Raw genomic sequence first — 15,227 nt, forward strand, 5'->3', positions numbered from 1 at the left:
TGTCTTTCGCCGGAAAAGGTGGTGGCGAACATCTCCACCGGCTTTCATGCCCGTACCGGCCGAACGACGCGTATGCTCTCGCGAGCCGACGCCACGGCACGACTGACGGAGGCAAAACACGAACAGGGGCTCGATTTCGTCGACCTCGCGGACGCAATCGACCGCGACGAGGTGTGGACGGCCTCGCTCGTCTTCGGCGACGTGAGCGCGAGCGAGACGGAGGCCCGCGAGCTGTGTGCGCGACTCGGTATCGAGGACGAGGCGGTCGTCGATGCGCTCCAGCGGGAACCGTACAAGGGCGACGAGGAGGCGACGATTCCCTCGGACCCGATGTTGTACCGGCTCTACGAGATTCCACAGGTGTACGGCGACGCCATCAAGGCCTGCGTCCACGAGGAGTTCGGCGACGGCATCATGTCGGCCATCGACTTCGAGTGTCACGTCGACAGAATCGACCACGACGACGGCGACCGCGTCCGAATCACGTACGAAGGGAAGTTCCTCCCGTACAAGAAGTGGTGACTACCGGCCAGCGCCGAGGTCGCGATACAGCGCGAGCAGTGATTCGAGCACCGCCTCGCGGTCGAACTCGCGGAAGTCGTCGTCGATGGTCCGGTGGTCGAGTTCGCGCGACGCCTGAATCGCGTCGGCGATCTCCTCGGAGGTGGTGACTCGGAAGCCGCGGGGTCGCCGCTCTACGAGTTCGTGGGCGGCCGAGTCGCTCTGATACTCCACGACACCGGTACAGCCACAGGCGAGTGCCCACATGAGTTCGGTGGCGAATGATTCTCGGCGAGCTGTGTGGACGAAGGTGTGGGCGTTCCGGTAGTGGGCGATGCGCTCCTCGCGCGGGACGTCGCCGACGAACTCGACGCGGTCGCCGATTCGGAGGTCGGCGGCCGTCTGCTCGAACTCCTCGCGGGCCGGACCGTCGCCGATAATCGTCGCGGACCAGTCCTCGCGTCTGAGTTCGGCCAAGCCGAGAAACAGCGACTCCAGATTCGCGTCCGAATCGAGCCGGCGGCCCGCGACGATGTGCTCTTCGCCGGCCGGCTCGACGGCCTCGATGGCATCGAACTCCAGGAACTCGGGCAGGATCGTAAGGAAATCGCCCCCGATGCCGTCCTCGCGCAGGCCGGATTCGACGTACTCGGAGGGGACGACCGTGTGACTCGGGGCGCGCCGGGCCGGGCCGAGAAGCCGGGAGTCGAACTGCTCGTCGCCGTACCAGTCACAGACGAGCGGGGCACGCGAGAGCGTCGCTCCGACCTTGGCCGCGAGCAGCACCTCGGGCGGTGCGGGCGTGGCGTGAATCACGTCCGGACGGAACCGCGCCAACTGGAACGGGAGGCGGGCGACCGAGGAGAGCACGTCGGGGGCGATGTCGATGCGGCGGTGTCTGAGGTCGTCGTCGATTCGCCACGGGCCGGCGTCGGGCCCGTACCACCACTGCGTACAGAAGACGGTCACGTCGTGGCCACGCCGGGAGAGCGCCCGCGCCAGCGACTCCGTGCGCTCGACGCCGGCCCTGGCTGTCCGGTGTGTGGTCTCGAAGGCGACGACGGCAATCCGCATTACCTCTGGTTCCCGCCGGCGGGGATAAAAAACCTCTCAGCCCGACGCGGCGGATTTTTACCTGCAAGCGTCGACCTTCCGACGATGGTGTCGCTCACGTACGACGAGGGGACGATACGCGTCGACGGCGAGGTGTCCGTCCCGCTGCCGGGCGTCGAGCGCGACCCCCGCTCGGAGTCGGGTCGTGCGCCCGCCTACCGGTACGCCCAGCTCCGGGACGCGCTCCGCCCGCTCGCGACGGACGTGCGCGACGACGTACTCGACCTCGCCGACGTGTCCGACCTCCACTCGTCGTACGACCTCCGCGACTACCAGCGGGACGCGCTGGAGGCGTGGGAAGACCACGACCGCCGCGGCGTGCTCGAACTCCCGACCGGGAGCGGGAAGACGGTCATCGCCATCGGCGCAATCGAGCGGCTCGCGACGCCGACGCTGGTCGTCGTGCCGACTATCGACCTGCTGAATCAGTGGCGCGGCGAACTCGAAGCCGAGTTCGACGTACCGGTCGGGCAACTGGGCGGCGGTGAACAGCGCGTCGAACCGCTCACCGTGGCGACCTACGACTCGGCGTATCTCCGCGCCGACGAACTCGGCGACCAGTTCGGCCTGCTCGTCTTCGACGAGGTCCACCACCTCGGCGGGGAGGGCTACCGCGACATCGCGCGACTGATGGCCGCCCCCGCCCGCCTCGGCTTGACCGCCACCTTCGAGCGCCCCGACGGCGCACACGAGGCCATCGAGGAACTGGTCGGCCCGAAGGTGTACGACCTCGACGTGGACGACCTCGCGGGCGACCACCTCGCTCCATACGACATCAAGCGCATCGAGGTGTCGCTCGACCCGGCGGAACGCGAACGCTACGACGAGGCACAGGGCACCTTCACCGACTACCTCCGCGAGTCCGACATCCAGCTTCGGTCGGGGAGCGATTACCAGGAACTCGTCAAGCGGTCGGGCACCGACCCGAAGGCGCGGGAAGCCCTTCTAGCAAAACAGCGCGCGCGCGAAATCGTCGCCAACGCCGACCGCAAAGTCGAGACGCTTTCGGACATCTTCGAGCGCCACGCCGATGATAGAATCATCGTCTTCACCGCGTACACGGACCTCGTCTACCGGCTCTCCGAGCGGTTTCTCCTGCCGGCGATTACGAACGAAACTGGTACGCCAGAGCGCAGACAGATTCTCGACCGCTTTCGCGAAGGCGACTACTCTCGCGTCGTGACGGCGAACGTGCTCGATGAGGGCGTCGACGTACCTGACGCGAACGTCGCAGTGGTGCTCTCGGGGTCGGGGAGCCAACGGGAGTTCACCCAACGGTTGGGTCGCGTGCTCCGGCCGAAGGAGGACGGCGGCCGCGCCTTGCTGTATGAGGTTGTGAGCGAAGAGACGAGCGAGGAACGCGTGGCGGCACGGAGGCGCTAATGCTGACGAAGGACCTGCTTCGCGTCTCGCGGCGGGGTGGCGGCTACTACCCGCAGTTCGTCGGTGAGGACGCCGCGGCGCGTGACCTCGCGGCCTGCGTGCTCGGGGTGTATCAGGGCCACGTCGGGGAGACGCGCGGCGACCTCGATTCGGCGCTCGCCGACCTCGAAGCGGAGTTCGAGTTCAAACTCGTGCGCGGGTTCGCCAAGCTACTCGACCGGGAGGCCACTTTCGAGACGCGCGCGCCACTCGATCCCGAGCGCACCCGGCGTATCGTCTTCGAGTGCGCCGAGTCGGTGGGCGTCGCTACCGACGCCGACCGACGGGAGGCGCTCTCACGCGCGGCCGAACGGATGCGCGTCTCGACCGACGACATCGAGCAGTCGCTGTACGCCGACCGCGAGGTGGCACAGGTGCTCTGTGCGTTCGATTCGCGGTGGACGCCCGAGACGCTGTGTGAACAGTACGACCTCTCGCTCGCCCAGACCGCGCTGTTCGACGCGACCGAGGTGCGCGTTCGGTCGTCGGACCCGGCGACGCTCGTCTCGACGGTGAAGCGGCTTCGCCTGCTGTACGAGATTCGCCGCACGGACGAGGGTCGAGAGGTCGTCGTCACCGGACCGGACGCGCTGTTCACGCGGTCGCGCCGCTACGGGACCCGGTTCGCGCGCCTGCTCCGAACGGTCGCGGGCGCGAGCGAGTGGACGCTGGAGGCGACTATCGACGACCGCAACGCCGAGCGCACGCTCCGGCTGGACGAGTCGGACGTGTCTGTCCCCGGCGTCGAGCCGGTGACCGAGATGACCTTCGACTCGGGCGTCGAGGCCGACTTCGCGGCCCGGTTCCAGTCGCTCGACTTGGACTGGTCGCTGGTGCGTGAACCCGAGCCGCTCGCCGCCGGCGAACACGTCGTCATTCCGGATTTCGCCTTCGACTGGAACCACGGCGAGTTCCGCGTCTTCTTGGAGGTGATGGGCTTCTGGACGCCCGAGTACGTGGAGAAGAAGCTCTCCCGCTTTGGCGACCTCGAAGACGTGGCCTTCCTCGTCGCCGTCGACGAATCGCTCGGCGTCGGCGAGGCGGTCGAGGCGCTGACCGACGGCGCGATACCCTACTCGGGGACGGTCCGGGTGAAGGACGCGGTCGACGCGCTGCGCGAGTACGAGACCGACCTGCTCGCCGAGGCGCGCGACGCGCTCCCCGACGAACTGCGGCCCGACGACGACGTGATTTCGCTCGCCGACCTCGCCGACGCGCACGGCGTGAGCGAGCAGGCGCTCGACTCGGTGGCGTTCCCCGACCACGATGTCGTGGGACGCACCCTCGTCCGGCCGACCGTGCTCGAGACCGTCGCGGAGACCATCGAGGCCGGGCAGTCGCTCGACGCCGCGGAGTCGACGCTGGCCGAGCACGGTCTCTCGGACACGAGCGCCGTCCTCTCGCGGCTCGGCTACCGCGTCGAGTGGGAGGGGCTGGGCGGCGGCGTCCTCAGAGCAAAATCCTAGATCTCCTCGACGCTCGGGTCGCCGCCGGTCTTGCGGATGCGGTACTCCGTGCCGTCTGGGTACAGGAGTTCGACGCCGAACAGCTCCGGCCCCGGATGCGGGACCTGCACCGCGGTCTGTGCGTCGACGGCCGGCGCGCGCCCCTCGGGACAGTCGAGGGTTCGCGGCGTGGTCGTGTACGTGAGTTCGTAGGTGGTCCGGTCGAGCTGTTCGAGCGTCGCGTCCGTGACGCGGGCGCGGTTCTCGCTCACGGGTATCGCCCCATCGATGGAGACGTAACTGCCTTCGGTGTCGTTGTTGATCGTCACCATCGGCGCGTCCGTATCCGCGGGCAGACAGGTGGCGTTGCCACCCTCGAAGTAGGTGACTGCGGGTGTCGCTTCCGCCCGCTGGTCGAAGGTGCCGGTCGAGTCGAGATAGACGCCCGCGCCGATGCCGCCGACGAGCAACAGCACGGAGGCCGCCGTCACTGCGAGGAACTGCCGGTCCATACGCCCACGTCGTGGGCCACCCGTATCAGTATGCGGACTACAGGTCGCGCTGGCGACCCTTCGGTATCTGCGAGCGCAGTTCGCCGTACAGATACAGTCCCGTGCCGATCGGCTCCGGCTCGACGCCGATGTCGTGGGTGACGACCAGATACCCCCAGTCCCCCTCCCAGCGGTCGATGTCCTGGTCGTGGCCCGCGAGGAAGGCCGTCGCCTCCGGGTCGTCGAGGTGGATGACGCAGTCGGTCGCCAGTCCGCCGAAGCGCTGGGCCGCGTTCGTCGTCGGCTTCCAGTGTTCGTGGTCGGTCCGGAGCACCGACATGCCGAGTCCCTGAATCCGGGCGGGGGAGGGCACCTCGCCGTGGAACGCCCAAATCTTCCCGGAGCCGCGCTCCCAGAAGGAGTAGTCGTCCCACGTCGCGGTCGGGATGCCGTAGCGGTCTTGCCAGAAGTCGACGACTGCCTCGCGGGTCGGGCGACCCTCGACCTCGCGGTCGGACTCGGTCGCGGGGAGCCGGCCGAACTGGTGGCCGTCGTTGTCTCTCATGCGTGCACCTCCAGCTTCGCACAGAAGAATCCGCCCGTGTCGTTCAGGTGCGGGTAGACGCGCTTGGCCTGCTGCACTGAGGGGTCGAACTCCTCTCCGTCCCACTCGGTCACGCCGGGGCGCGTCTCCAGCGGGAGGTCGTAGTCGACGAGGGACACGTCGTGCTCGCCGAGCACGTGGTCGAGGACGGCCTCGTTCTCCTCGGGCGCGAAGGTACACGTCGAGTAGACGACCGTGCCGCCGGGTTCGGTCACCTCGATGGACCGGGAGAGCACGCCCTTCTGGATGCCCGCGATGCCGTGGACGTGGTCCAAGGTCCATTCGTCGAAGGTGTCGGGGTTCTTCCGAACGGTGCCCTCACACGAGCAGGGAACGTCCGCGAGCACGCGGTCGAACCGCTCGCCGCCGAAGGGCTTGAGCGAGAAGTTCCGGGCGTCGGATTTCGTGACGGCGACGTTCGTCAGCCCGCAGCGCTCGGTGTTCGACCGGAGCGCCGACAGCCGCCCGAGATTCGAGTCGTTGGCGACGAGCAGGCCGGTGTCGTTCATCAGCGCGGAGAGGTGTGTGGTCTTCGAGCCAGGTGCAGCACACGGGTCGAGCACGCGCTCGCCGGGCTGTGGGTCACAGACGAGCCCGGGAATCGCGGACACCTCCTCCTGTCCATAGAGCCAGCCGTGGACGTACGGCCACGTGTTGCCGGGCTTTTCGAGGTCCAGTCGCAGGAGGTCCTCGTACCAGTCGGCCTGTTCGTAGGCGATGTCGGCGTCGTCGAGCGCCGCCGTCGCCCGGTCGGTCGTCGTCTTGACGGTGTTCACCCGGACGACCTGCGGGAGCGGCTCCGCGCAGGTGGCCCGGAACTGCTCGTAGTCGTCGATGAGCGGCTCGTAGCGGGCGAGCGGGTCGTCCATGTCTCACGGAGCGACCCCGGAGGCTTGGGGATTTCGAGTCCCGACTCAGACCGGCCGGACCTGCTCGCCGTCCCACCGGAGCCGCCCCTCGACGGCCAGCTTCTCGACGTGGGCCTCGACGGTCGCCACCGCGAGCTCGCGAACCGCGGAGATATCCTTCGTGTACGCGCCGTCGGTCACGGCATCGAGGGTGTCGGCTCCGTCGGCGACCACGTCGAGAATCCGGCGCTCGCGCTTGCGCCGGTGTGCGATGAGTCGCTCGCAGGCGTCTCTCGCGTCCTCGATAATCGGTCCGTGACCCGGGTAGATACGGTCGGGTGCGCGCGCCCAGACCCGGCGTAGGGAGGTGACGTACGCGCGCATGTCCCCCTCGGGTGCGGCGACGGCGACGGACCCTTCGCCGATGGCGAGGTCGCCGGCAATCAGCCCCTCGGGCGTCGCGAACGCGACGTGTTCGGGGGCGTGGCCGGGCGTGTCGACGACGCGCACGCCGGCGATAGTCGTTCCTTCACGGTAGGTTCGGTCGGGGTCGACGCCGGTCGCCGCCCGGAACTCGGCGACGCGGCCGGCGCGACAGGCGACGGTCGCGTCGTGCTCGCGGGCGTAGTGGGCGATACCGCCCGCGTGGTCCGAGTGGTGGTGCGTCGCGAGGACGTAGTCGAGCCCGCGGTCGGCGACGAGACTGTCGAGTTCGGGGTGGCGCTCGGGCGGGTCGACGAGGACCGTCGACTCGCCGGCGAGCAGATAGGCGTTGACGGAGCCGGTCGGGACGTTCGGGAACGTCACCGGGACGCGGTGGACGTGCACGGTTCCCGAACGCGGCGCGTCGACTTAGTTGGCGAGGAAGTAGACCTGTTTGCGGGCGTCGTGGAAGCTGTAGCGCGAGCCGACGAGGCCCTCCTCCTCCAGGCGGTTCAGGGCGTAGCGGACGGTGCGGTCGGGCAGCAGCGATTCCTCGGCGAGCTGGCCCTGCGAGAGCGGGCTCTCGTCGTCCAGCACCTTCGCGACGAGCTTTGCGCTCGGCGGGAGTTCACGCAGGGTCTCGCGGAACTCGGGGTCGGACAGTGGGTTCTCTTCGACGGACTTCTCGGTTAGTGCGCTCATACCATCCGCTGCCTGTGGACGGTGGTAAGTGTTCCCTATATTCAGGTCATAACACTCGAAACACCACCAAGTGTATAATTACCCCTTATACATAGCGCGCTGTCATATCTTGCCAGCACCGAAACTGTGTGCAATATTTACGTACGACGGCGTCGTCGGGCGTGCATGGCGACGATTCCACCCGCGTTCCACGACTTATTCGAGAAACAGACCTTCGCGCACATCTCGACGCTGCTGCCCGACGGTGCGCCACAGACCACGCCCGTCTGGGTGGACTACGACGCCGACGCGAACGAGGTGCTCGTCAACACGGCCCGCGGCCGTCGCAAGGAGAAGAACATCCGGAAAGACTCACGTGTCGCCGTCAGTATGACCGACCCCGAGGACGGCTACCGGTATCTCGCCGTGCGCGGGACGGCGGAACTCACGACCGACGGCGCGGTCGCACACATCGATAAGCTCGCGGCCCGCTACATGGGCGTCGACGAGTATCCACACCACGGCGAGGAGGACGGCGAGCGCGTGCTCGTCCGCATCTCGCCCGACTCGGTCACCCACACCGGCTGAGCGGAATCTTTCTCCCCGCGCGGGCCAAACGGCCGGCTATGGACTCACTCGAAACCGAACTCGCCCGCGCCCGCGAACTTGACACCGCGAGTCTCGCCGACGCAATCGAATCAATCGGCTTCGAGTGTACCCACTGTGGAGCCTGCTGTACGGCCGAACCCGACGACGACCACACCGCCACCGTGTTCCCCGACGAGGTGCGCGAGCTCACCGACGACGAGTGGCGCGACGTGGCCCGCCCGATGCCGTACGGGCTCGAAGACGGGCCGGACGGCCCGGAGGGGGAGACGTTCGAGTGGGCGCTCCAGACGGACGCCTGCGGCGACTGTGTCTTCTACGACGGCGACGACTCCGGCGGCTGTACCGTCCACGACGACCGGCCGCTCATCTGTCACACGTACCCCTTCTCCGTCGCGTTGGGTGGAACCTCACAGCCGATGGGCGAGGCCGTCGACTCGGAAGGGATGGTCCGCGCCCACGAGTGTGAGGGGCTCGGGCGCGACATCTCCCGATCCGAGGCCGAGGAGCTGGCCGCCGCGCTCAAGGAGCGTGCCGTGCGCGAACTGGAGGAGGCAATCGGCGTGCGCGACAACTACGAGCCGGTCGTGACCGCGACCGGTGAGGTGGTCGTTCACGACTCCGAGGGACCGAAGCGGCCCGACGGCACTCCCGTGGGACAGTGAAAGACCTTTAAACTCCCCGGGAGATGTATCGCGCGTCTATGGAGATCTCCGAGAAACTCCTCTGTCTGTTCAGCGCCGATGTCGAGAGCGACGACGACCGGTACGTGGTCGAGGTGCCGCGCCGCGAACTCGACACCGGTGAAATCGAGGAGGGTGAGACGTACCGCGTCGCCCTCATCGCTGCCGGCGAGGACGACGCCGCAAGCGTCGAGAGCGACCGCGCCGAGACCGCCGGCGAGACCGCGAGCGGCGAGCCGCGCCCGCCCGTCGAGCCGGGCGAGATTCGCTACGTCGAAGTCGAGGATATCGGCAAACAGGGAGACGGCATCGCCCGCGTCGAGCGCGGCTACGTCATCATCGTCCCGGACACCGACATCGGCGAGCGCGTCAAGATAGAGGTGACGGAAGTGAAGTCCAACTTCGCGGTCGGCGAGGTCATCGAGTAACCACACGCGTTCGGTCACCGATTTCTCTCCTCTACCAGCGACGCGGCTCACTCCCCTGTCATCCACCCTCGTGGTCGTCTCCCGGCACGCGAAACCGACAGACAGCGCCGGATTTAACACGGTGTACCAAACGGCATTTTATACGGTAGCGGTATACTGAGGTATGAGCGCGACAGCCGCCCCGGCGACCACGACCGACCTGAGCGAGAAACAACAGCGAATCCTCGCGTATCTGCGTGAGGCGGCCGCCACGGAGACCTACTTCAAATCGCGCGCCATCGGCGAGGAACTCGGCCTGTCGGCGAAGGAGGTCGGCACCAACATGGGTGCCATCTGCGAGGGCGACTTCGACATCGACGTGGAGAAGTGGGGGTACTCGTCGGGAACGACCTGGATGGTCACGACGTAGGGTCGTACGAGAGGAGGTCGCTCGCGTCGGCCGCGAAGGCGACCGCCTCCGGTCCGAAGGAGTCCGCGTACCGGACCACGAGCACGAGCAGTCGCTCGGGGGCGACGAGCGCGTAGCCGTCCTCGCGCGAGAGCAGGCCCGCCGATTCGAGTTCGCCGACGTACCGGCTCACGGTCGGGCGCGAGACGCCCAACTCCGCCGCGAGGTCTCCGCCCGTCGCGTCGGGATTCGACAACAGCGCGAGCACGAGCTTTCTGGCCGTCTCGCGCCGCAGGTAGCCGAGGGCGCGCTTTTCGAACGCCGAGAAGCGGCCGCTCGGGAAGTAGCGCCGGTAGTCGCCGTCCTTCTCCGACTCGACGCTCCCGTCGGATTCGAGCCGGCGGAGGTGGTGTTGTGCCTCGCCGGTGCCGAGCTTGAGGTCGTCGCGCAGCTTCGAGAAGTGTGCGCCTGGGGTGGTGGCGAGATAGCCGACGATGGCCTCACGACGGTCCGAGCGGTCCTGCCCGTCGTCGTCGTTGTCGCCGGCAAAGCGGGCGAACGGCGACACAGCGCCGATTGCGCCGAACCGCTTCAGCGTCGCCCGCTTGCTCTCGTCCACCTCGTCCATACTCCGCGTGAGTCAGTGACGGATAAAACGGCTTCGGCTACTCCTGTTCCGTCTCCGCGTCGCCCATCGCTTCGCGCATCTCTTCTTTGGTCTCGGCGTCCATATCCGAGTCCATCTCCGCAATCACGTCGTTGGCGTTCTTGATATCTGCCTCGTCGGCGCCGGCCTTGATAGCCTCCGCCTCGGCTTCCATCTGTTGGACATCCATCTCGGCGTCCTCGTCGATGCGACCGAGGATCTCCTCGATGTCGTCGAGTCCGAGCATCTCGCGGGTCTCCTCGTCGAAGTCCATCGAGTCGAGCACGCTCTCGGACTGTTGGACGTCCGAGCCGGTCATGTGCTTGCCGTAGCGACCGACGAGCGACGTGAGCTCCTGTGGGAGCACGAACGTCGTGGACTCGCTGGTCCCCATCTCGGCGAGCGTCTCCATTCCCTTGTCGATGACGGCACGCTCGCCCATCGACTCGGCGGATTTCGCGCGCAGCACGGTCGAAATCGCGTCACCCTGTGCTTCCAGAATCTGGCTCTGCTTTTCACCCTGTGCGCGGATGATGTTCGACTGCTTTTCACCCTCTGCCTCCTCGACGGCCGAGCGTCGCTCACCCTGTGCCTCCAGAATCATGGCACGGCGGCGGCGCTCCGCGGAGGTCTGTTGCTCCATCGCCTGCTGCACGTCTTTGCTCGGGTTCACCTCACGCACCTCGACGGACTCGACGCGGACGCCCCACTCGTCGGTCGGCTCGTCGAGGTCCTTCCGGATGCGCGCGTTGATCTCCTGGCGCTTGTTGAGCGTGTCGTCGAGTTCCATGTCGCCGATGACGGCACGCAGCGTCGTCTGTGCGAGATTCGAGACGGCCCGCTCGTAGTCGTCGACCTCGAGGAACGCCTTCTTCGCGTCCATCACCTTGATGTAGACGACGGCGTCGGCCGTCACCGGAGAGTTGTCCCGGGTGATGGCCTCCTGTCGAGGCACGTCGAGCGTCTGTGTTCGCATGTCGAACGCGTACGTCGCGGAGACGAACGGCACGACGAGATTGAAGCCGGGTTCGAGCAGCTTCTGGAACTCACCGAACCGGGTGAGGGCTTTCTTCTCGTACGCCTGTACGATGACGACCGAGGACGCTACCGTGATGATGGCGAGCGAGAGGAGGACCAGCGCGACGATCGGCCCGGCAAATCCCGCTTGGAGTGCTGTCAGCATGACTTAGTCTTAGGCCAAACAGCGCATAAGGATTCCCCCGCCAGCGGCGTTCAGGCCGACTCCGGTTCCCGGTCGGATTCCGACCCACCGTCGGCGTCCGCGTCACCGTCGGACTCTGAGACGCGGTTCGTCTCGGCGTCGCCGGTCGCGCCCGCCGCTCGATCCTGCTCGCGTGCCTCTCGGAGCGCGCGGTCGATGTCGTCCTCGTTGGCCGGCGCGACGGTGACGACGTTTCCGCCGCCGGGGTCCATCACGACGACTTCGGTGCCGACCTCGATATCCCGGTCCATCGCCCGCGCCCGGTAGTAGGGGTTGAAGCCGCCGTCGTCGAGCTTGACCTCGCCGCCGTCGCTCGTCACCCGTTCCGTCACCGTTCCGGTGTTTCCACGCAGCGAGGAGGAGTCGGTTGTCTTGCTCCCGGACCCGCCGGTGCCGATGCCCAGCCGTCGGTAGCCGGCGAGCGTCGCGCCGCTCGCCAGCAGAAAGACGAGCGTCATCAGGAGGATAATCGCCACCCCGCCGATGAGCGGACTCAACAGGACGCCGACGAGTCCGGCCACCGTCAGCCCCGAGCCCAGCACGATGAAGTTGGCACCCGGCGCGAGCGCCTCCGCCAACATCAGCCCCGCCCCCGCCAACAGCAACACCATCGACAGGGGAAGCCCGAAGATATCGACCATGGGGCCGATAGGCTCCCCGGTCGCGTAAGCGTTCGCCTCAGAGCACGCCGCTCGCGAGCCGCACCAACACCAGTGTCGCGAACAGCGCACCGAGCAGGACGAAGGCCGCGTGCTCGGGAGAGATGTCGCCGGGCGTTATCGGGTCACGCTCGTCGCCTCCGACGAACGACTCGCCCTCCGTGGCGACGTTCAACGCCCCGGCGTCGTCTTCCTCCTCCTCTTCGTCCCACACGCCGGGCGGGTCGTCCCACTCGCGCTCGTCGTCGGTCATACCCGGAGTACTGCCCTCGATAAGAAAAGTGCGCGGGCTATCGGACGCGCGTGCCGACGACGCTGTCGCCGTGCGTCGTCAGCAGGTCGGCCTGCTCGCCGGCCGCGAGCACCATCCCGTTCGACTCGACGCCGAACAGCTCCGCCGGCTCCATGTTCGCGACGACGACGACCTTCGTTCCGGGCAGTGTATCGAGGTCGTGGAGCTGTTTGATACCCGCGACAATCTGTCGGACCTCGTGGCCGATGTCCACCTCCAGCTTCGCGAGGTCGTCGGCCCCCTCGATGCCGTCCGCGGTCTGAATCTCGCCGACCCGGAGGTCGAGGTCCTGGAACTCCTCGAAGCCGATGGTGTCCTCGACGATCGGTTCGAGGTCGACGGACTCGGCCTCGCTCGCCTCGTCGTCCGTCTCCTCGCTCTCTTCGCTCTCCTCGCCCGCGTCCTCGACGCGCGATTCGAGGTCGGCGTTGAGTTCCGCGACGGTGTCGTCTTCGATTTGCTCGAACAGCTCCGTCGGCTCACCGAACTCTGCCGGCGGGGCTTCGAGCGCGTCCGAGAGCACGGCGTCGTGGACGCTGCCGTCCTCGCCCAGCTGTGCCCACAGCTCCTCTGCCTTCCCCGGGAGGACCGGCTCCATGAGCACGGCCGTCGCCTTCACGAGCTGGACGCAGTCGCGGATGACCTGCGCCGCGCGCTCGGGGTCCTCGTCGGTGAGCTTCCACGGCTCGTTGCGCTGGATGTACTCGTTGCCGAAGCGCGCGAGGTCGATGGGAGCCTCCCCGAGCCCGCGCACGGAGTAGTCGTTGACGGCCTCGTGGACGGCACCGATTGCCCCGTCGATGTGTTCGCGCACGTCCTCGCTCACGTCGGCGTCGGGCGTACCGTCGAAGTTGCGCTCGGCGAACAGCAGCGACCGGTAGGCGAAGTTGCCGAGCACGCCCACGAGGTCGTTGTTCGTCCGCTCTTGCAGCGCGTCCCACGAGAAGTTCACGTCGGCGGTGAACTCCGAGCCGGTGATAATCTGATACCGGAACAGGTCGGGGTCGAGTCCCGTCTCGAGGTAGTCGTCGGCCCACACCGCGCGGTTCCGGCTCGTCGAGAAGGCCTTCCCCGCGAGGTTGACGAACCCGCAGGCCATCACGGCGCGGGGTTCGTTGTAGCCCGCTCCCCGGAGCATCGCCGGCCAGAACACGGTGTGGTGTTGGATGATGTCCTGCCCGATGATGTGGATGAGGTCACCGCCGTCGTCGCTCCATTCGTCCTCCCACTGCGCGCCGGGGCGCGTCTCGCCGTCGAACTGCCACGCCGCCTCCCAGTCGAAGTCGGATTTCTCGCTGTACTGCTTCGTCGCAGAGACGTACTCGATGGGCGCGTCGACCCACACGTAGAGCACGAGGTCGTCTTCCCCCTCCCCGGGGTAGTCGATTCCCCAGTCCATGTCGCGGGTGATACAGAGGTCTTCGAGTTCGCCCTCGACCCACTCGCGGGGCTGATTCTGGGCGTTGTCGGTCCCTTCGAGCCGGTCGAGGAACCCCGACAGATACTCCTGGAAGTCGCCGAGTCGGAGGAACTTGTGCTCGCGGGTGCGGTACTCCGCGGGGTTTCCGGTCAGCGTGGAGACGGGGTCCTCGATTTCGCCGGGTTCGAGGTGGCGCTGGCAGCCGTCGTCACACTCGTCGCCGCGGGCCGTCTCCCCGCAGTAGGGGCAGGTCCCTTCGACGTAGCGGTCGGGGAGGGGTTGGTCCTCGTCGGCGTCCCACGCCACCTGAATCTCCCGCTCGAAGATGTGGTCGTTGTCCAGCCACGACTCGACGAACGACTGGGTGAGCTCGGTGTTGGTCGCGTCGTGGGTGTCGCCGTAGTGGTCGAACTCGACGTTGAACTGCGGGAACGTCGCCTCGTACTGGTCGTGGTACTCGTAGGCGTACGACTCGGGGTCGACGCCGGCCTCGGCGGCGTTGACGGCAATCGGCGTCCCGTGCATGTCGGAGCCGGAGACGAACGCCGTCTCCTGGCCGAGACTGTCGAGCGCACGGGCGAGGGCGTCACCGCTCACGTACGTGCGCAGGTGGCCGACGTGGAGGTCACCGTTGGCGTACGGCAGCCCGCAGGTGACCACCGCCGGCTCGTCGGTGGGATACTCGTCGCGTGTCATACTTTTGCTAACCTCGTGAGCGACCTAAACCCCGCCGATTCGGGACTGAGCCGCGGCTGCCGCCGGGGGAGTCCCGCGAGCGAGTCGCCTCACAACACCGAGGTGAGAGTATCGAAGAAGGCAATCCAGACGAGCAGTCGGCCGACGCTGCCGACGAAGGTGGCGGCGGCGAACTTCGCGTAGTTCTCCTCCAAGACCGTAAACGCGTAGATGGAGATGGTGTCGGGGAAGAACGGAATCGAGAGGGCGAAGGCGAGCCCGATGTAGCCGTACTCCTGTGCGACTTCGACGGTCTTGCGTTCAGACCACGCGACCACGTCGATCGGAGAGCGCCGGAGCGCGCGAATCACGGGACCGGACTCCTTGACGCCGTGGCCGACCCGGAAGGCGAACACCGAGCCGGCGGCCTTCCCCAGCCCCGAGACGAGGATGAGAATCGTCAACTCGACGGCCGGCGGCAGCCCGAGGTTCGGCGTCGCGAAGAGGACGATTTCGCTCGGCAGCGGGAGGACGACGGCGATGAGAAACGAGTAGACGGCCACGGCGAGCAGCGAGAGGAGCCCGCTCGACGACTCGACGAACTCGACGAGCGGCGAGAAGTCGAAACCGAGAACCAGTGGGACCAGTGACACATCGAATCCCTCGTCGGGGACCCGCCT

At 67.3% G+C, this 15,227-nt stretch carries 19 protein-coding genes; 7 read left to right on the forward strand and 12 right to left on the reverse strand.

Features of this window, described 5'->3' with window-relative positions; translation table 11 throughout:
- Positions 1 to 72: 72 nt before the first annotated feature.
- On the forward strand, positions 73 to 522 hold the full coding sequence (gene cynS, locus DM818_RS10765; protein WP_123124217.1) for a cyanase: 450 nt from the start codon (positions 73 to 75) through the stop codon (positions 520 to 522).
- On the opposite strand, the gene DM818_RS10770 is transcribed toward cynS, so the two are convergent.
- Entirely contained in the window at positions 523 to 1,575 is a 1,053-nt protein-coding gene (locus DM818_RS10770; protein WP_123124216.1) for a glycosyltransferase, read from the reverse strand.
- Between the two features lie 84 nt (positions 1,576 to 1,659).
- Here DM818_RS10770 and DM818_RS10775 point away from each other — a divergent pair, with 84 nt between their 5' ends.
- Both DM818_RS10775 and DM818_RS10780 read left to right on the forward strand, forming a co-directional pair.
- Positions 1,660 to 2,997 (forward strand): DEAD/DEAH box helicase family protein, encoded by a 1,338-nt coding sequence (locus DM818_RS10775; protein ID WP_123124215.1) that lies wholly within the window; start codon positions 1,660 to 1,662, stop codon positions 2,995 to 2,997.
- Positions 2,997 to 4,502, forward strand: a complete 1,506-nt coding sequence (locus DM818_RS10780) for a DUF790 family protein (protein WP_123124214.1) — start codon at positions 2,997 to 2,999, stop codon at positions 4,500 to 4,502. Before DM818_RS10775 ends, DM818_RS10780 begins: the two co-directional genes overlap by 1 nt.
- On the opposite strand, the gene DM818_RS10785 is transcribed toward DM818_RS10780, so the two are convergent.
- From DM818_RS10785 to DM818_RS10805, 5 genes are read right to left on the reverse strand one after another with little or no spacing between them, the layout of a single operon-like run.
- Positions 4,499 to 4,993, reverse strand: coding sequence for a hypothetical protein (locus tag DM818_RS10785; protein WP_075936726.1), 495 nt, complete (start codon positions 4,991 to 4,993; stop codon positions 4,499 to 4,501). The two genes, DM818_RS10780 and DM818_RS10785, sit on opposite strands and share 4 nt — an antisense overlap.
- A 37-nt stretch (positions 4,994 to 5,030) precedes the next feature.
- The gene (locus DM818_RS10790) at positions 5,031 to 5,537 is read right to left on the reverse strand and encodes a DUF7122 family protein (protein ID WP_123124213.1); all 507 of its coding nucleotides are present in this window, start codon (positions 5,535 to 5,537) and stop codon (positions 5,031 to 5,033) included.
- On the reverse strand, positions 5,534 to 6,445 hold the full coding sequence (locus DM818_RS10795) for an RsmB/NOP family class I SAM-dependent RNA methyltransferase (RefSeq protein ID WP_075936724.1): 912 nt from the start codon (positions 6,443 to 6,445) through the stop codon (positions 5,534 to 5,536). Before DM818_RS10795 ends, DM818_RS10790 begins: the two co-directional genes overlap by 4 nt.
- A gap of 45 nt (positions 6,446 to 6,490) precedes the next feature.
- Positions 6,491 to 7,252: an MBL fold metallo-hydrolase gene (locus DM818_RS10800; RefSeq protein WP_075936723.1), complete on the reverse strand. Its 762-nt coding sequence runs from the start codon at positions 7,250 to 7,252 to the stop codon at positions 6,491 to 6,493.
- Between the two features lie 24 nt (positions 7,253 to 7,276).
- Positions 7,277 to 7,549 carry a MarR family transcriptional regulator gene (locus tag DM818_RS10805; RefSeq protein WP_075936722.1) on the reverse strand — a complete coding sequence of 91 codons (273 nt, stop codon included), beginning with the start codon at positions 7,547 to 7,549 and terminating at the stop codon, positions 7,277 to 7,279.
- Positions 7,550 to 7,714: 165 nt separating this feature from the next.
- On the opposite strand from DM818_RS10805, the gene DM818_RS10810 reads away from it, so the two are divergent.
- The 4 genes from DM818_RS10810 to DM818_RS10825 all read left to right on the forward strand — a co-directional run bounded on the left by DM818_RS10810 (position 7,715) and on the right by DM818_RS10825 (position 9,654).
- Positions 7,715 to 8,116 (forward strand): pyridoxamine 5'-phosphate oxidase family protein, encoded by a 402-nt coding sequence (locus DM818_RS10810; protein WP_123124212.1) that lies wholly within the window; start codon positions 7,715 to 7,717, stop codon positions 8,114 to 8,116.
- Between the two features lie 38 nt (positions 8,117 to 8,154).
- Complete coding sequence (locus DM818_RS10815) at positions 8,155 to 8,799, forward strand: YkgJ family cysteine cluster protein (protein ID WP_123124211.1); 645 nt, start codon at positions 8,155 to 8,157, stop codon at positions 8,797 to 8,799.
- Between the two features lie 38 nt (positions 8,800 to 8,837).
- Positions 8,838 to 9,245 carry a TRAM domain-containing protein gene (locus DM818_RS10820; protein WP_075936719.1) on the forward strand — a complete coding sequence of 136 codons (408 nt, stop codon included), beginning with the start codon at positions 8,838 to 8,840 and terminating at the stop codon, positions 9,243 to 9,245.
- 163 nt (positions 9,246 to 9,408) lie between these two features.
- On the forward strand, positions 9,409 to 9,654 hold the full coding sequence (locus DM818_RS10825; protein ID WP_123124210.1) for a DUF7123 family protein: 246 nt from the start codon (positions 9,409 to 9,411) through the stop codon (positions 9,652 to 9,654).
- On the opposite strand, the gene DM818_RS10830 is transcribed toward DM818_RS10825, so the two are convergent.
- The 6 genes from DM818_RS10830 to DM818_RS10855 all read right to left on the reverse strand — a co-directional run bounded on the left by DM818_RS10830 (position 9,644) and on the right by DM818_RS10855 (position 15,200).
- Positions 9,644 to 10,261, reverse strand: coding sequence for a winged helix-turn-helix transcriptional regulator (locus tag DM818_RS10830; RefSeq protein ID WP_123124209.1), 618 nt, complete (start codon positions 10,259 to 10,261; stop codon positions 9,644 to 9,646). The two genes, DM818_RS10825 and DM818_RS10830, sit on opposite strands and share 11 nt — an antisense overlap.
- 37 nt (positions 10,262 to 10,298) lie before the next feature.
- Complete coding sequence (locus DM818_RS10835; RefSeq protein ID WP_075936716.1) at positions 10,299 to 11,462, reverse strand: SPFH domain-containing protein; 1,164 nt, start codon at positions 11,460 to 11,462, stop codon at positions 10,299 to 10,301.
- A gap of 50 nt (positions 11,463 to 11,512) precedes the next feature.
- Positions 11,513 to 12,142 (reverse strand): NfeD family protein, encoded by a 630-nt coding sequence (locus DM818_RS10840; RefSeq protein ID WP_075936715.1) that lies wholly within the window; start codon positions 12,140 to 12,142, stop codon positions 11,513 to 11,515.
- A gap of 37 nt (positions 12,143 to 12,179) precedes the next feature.
- The gene (locus tag DM818_RS10845) at positions 12,180 to 12,413 is read right to left on the reverse strand and encodes a DUF7312 domain-containing protein (protein WP_075936714.1); all 234 of its coding nucleotides are present in this window, start codon (positions 12,411 to 12,413) and stop codon (positions 12,180 to 12,182) included.
- A gap of 37 nt (positions 12,414 to 12,450) precedes the next feature.
- The gene (gene metG / locus DM818_RS10850; RefSeq protein ID WP_153952618.1) at positions 12,451 to 14,568 is read right to left on the reverse strand and encodes a methionine--tRNA ligase; all 2,118 of its coding nucleotides are present in this window, start codon (positions 14,566 to 14,568) and stop codon (positions 12,451 to 12,453) included.
- A gap of 89 nt (positions 14,569 to 14,657) precedes the next feature.
- Entirely contained in the window at positions 14,658 to 15,200 is a 543-nt protein-coding gene (locus tag DM818_RS10855) for a YqaA family protein (RefSeq protein WP_123124208.1), read from the reverse strand.
- Between the last annotated feature and the right edge of the window lie 27 nt (positions 15,201 to 15,227).

Origin of the sequence: Halosegnis longus (genome assembly GCF_009663395.1) — an archaeon.
GTDB lineage: Archaea > Halobacteriota > Halobacteria > Halobacteriales > Haloarculaceae > Halosegnis > Halosegnis longus.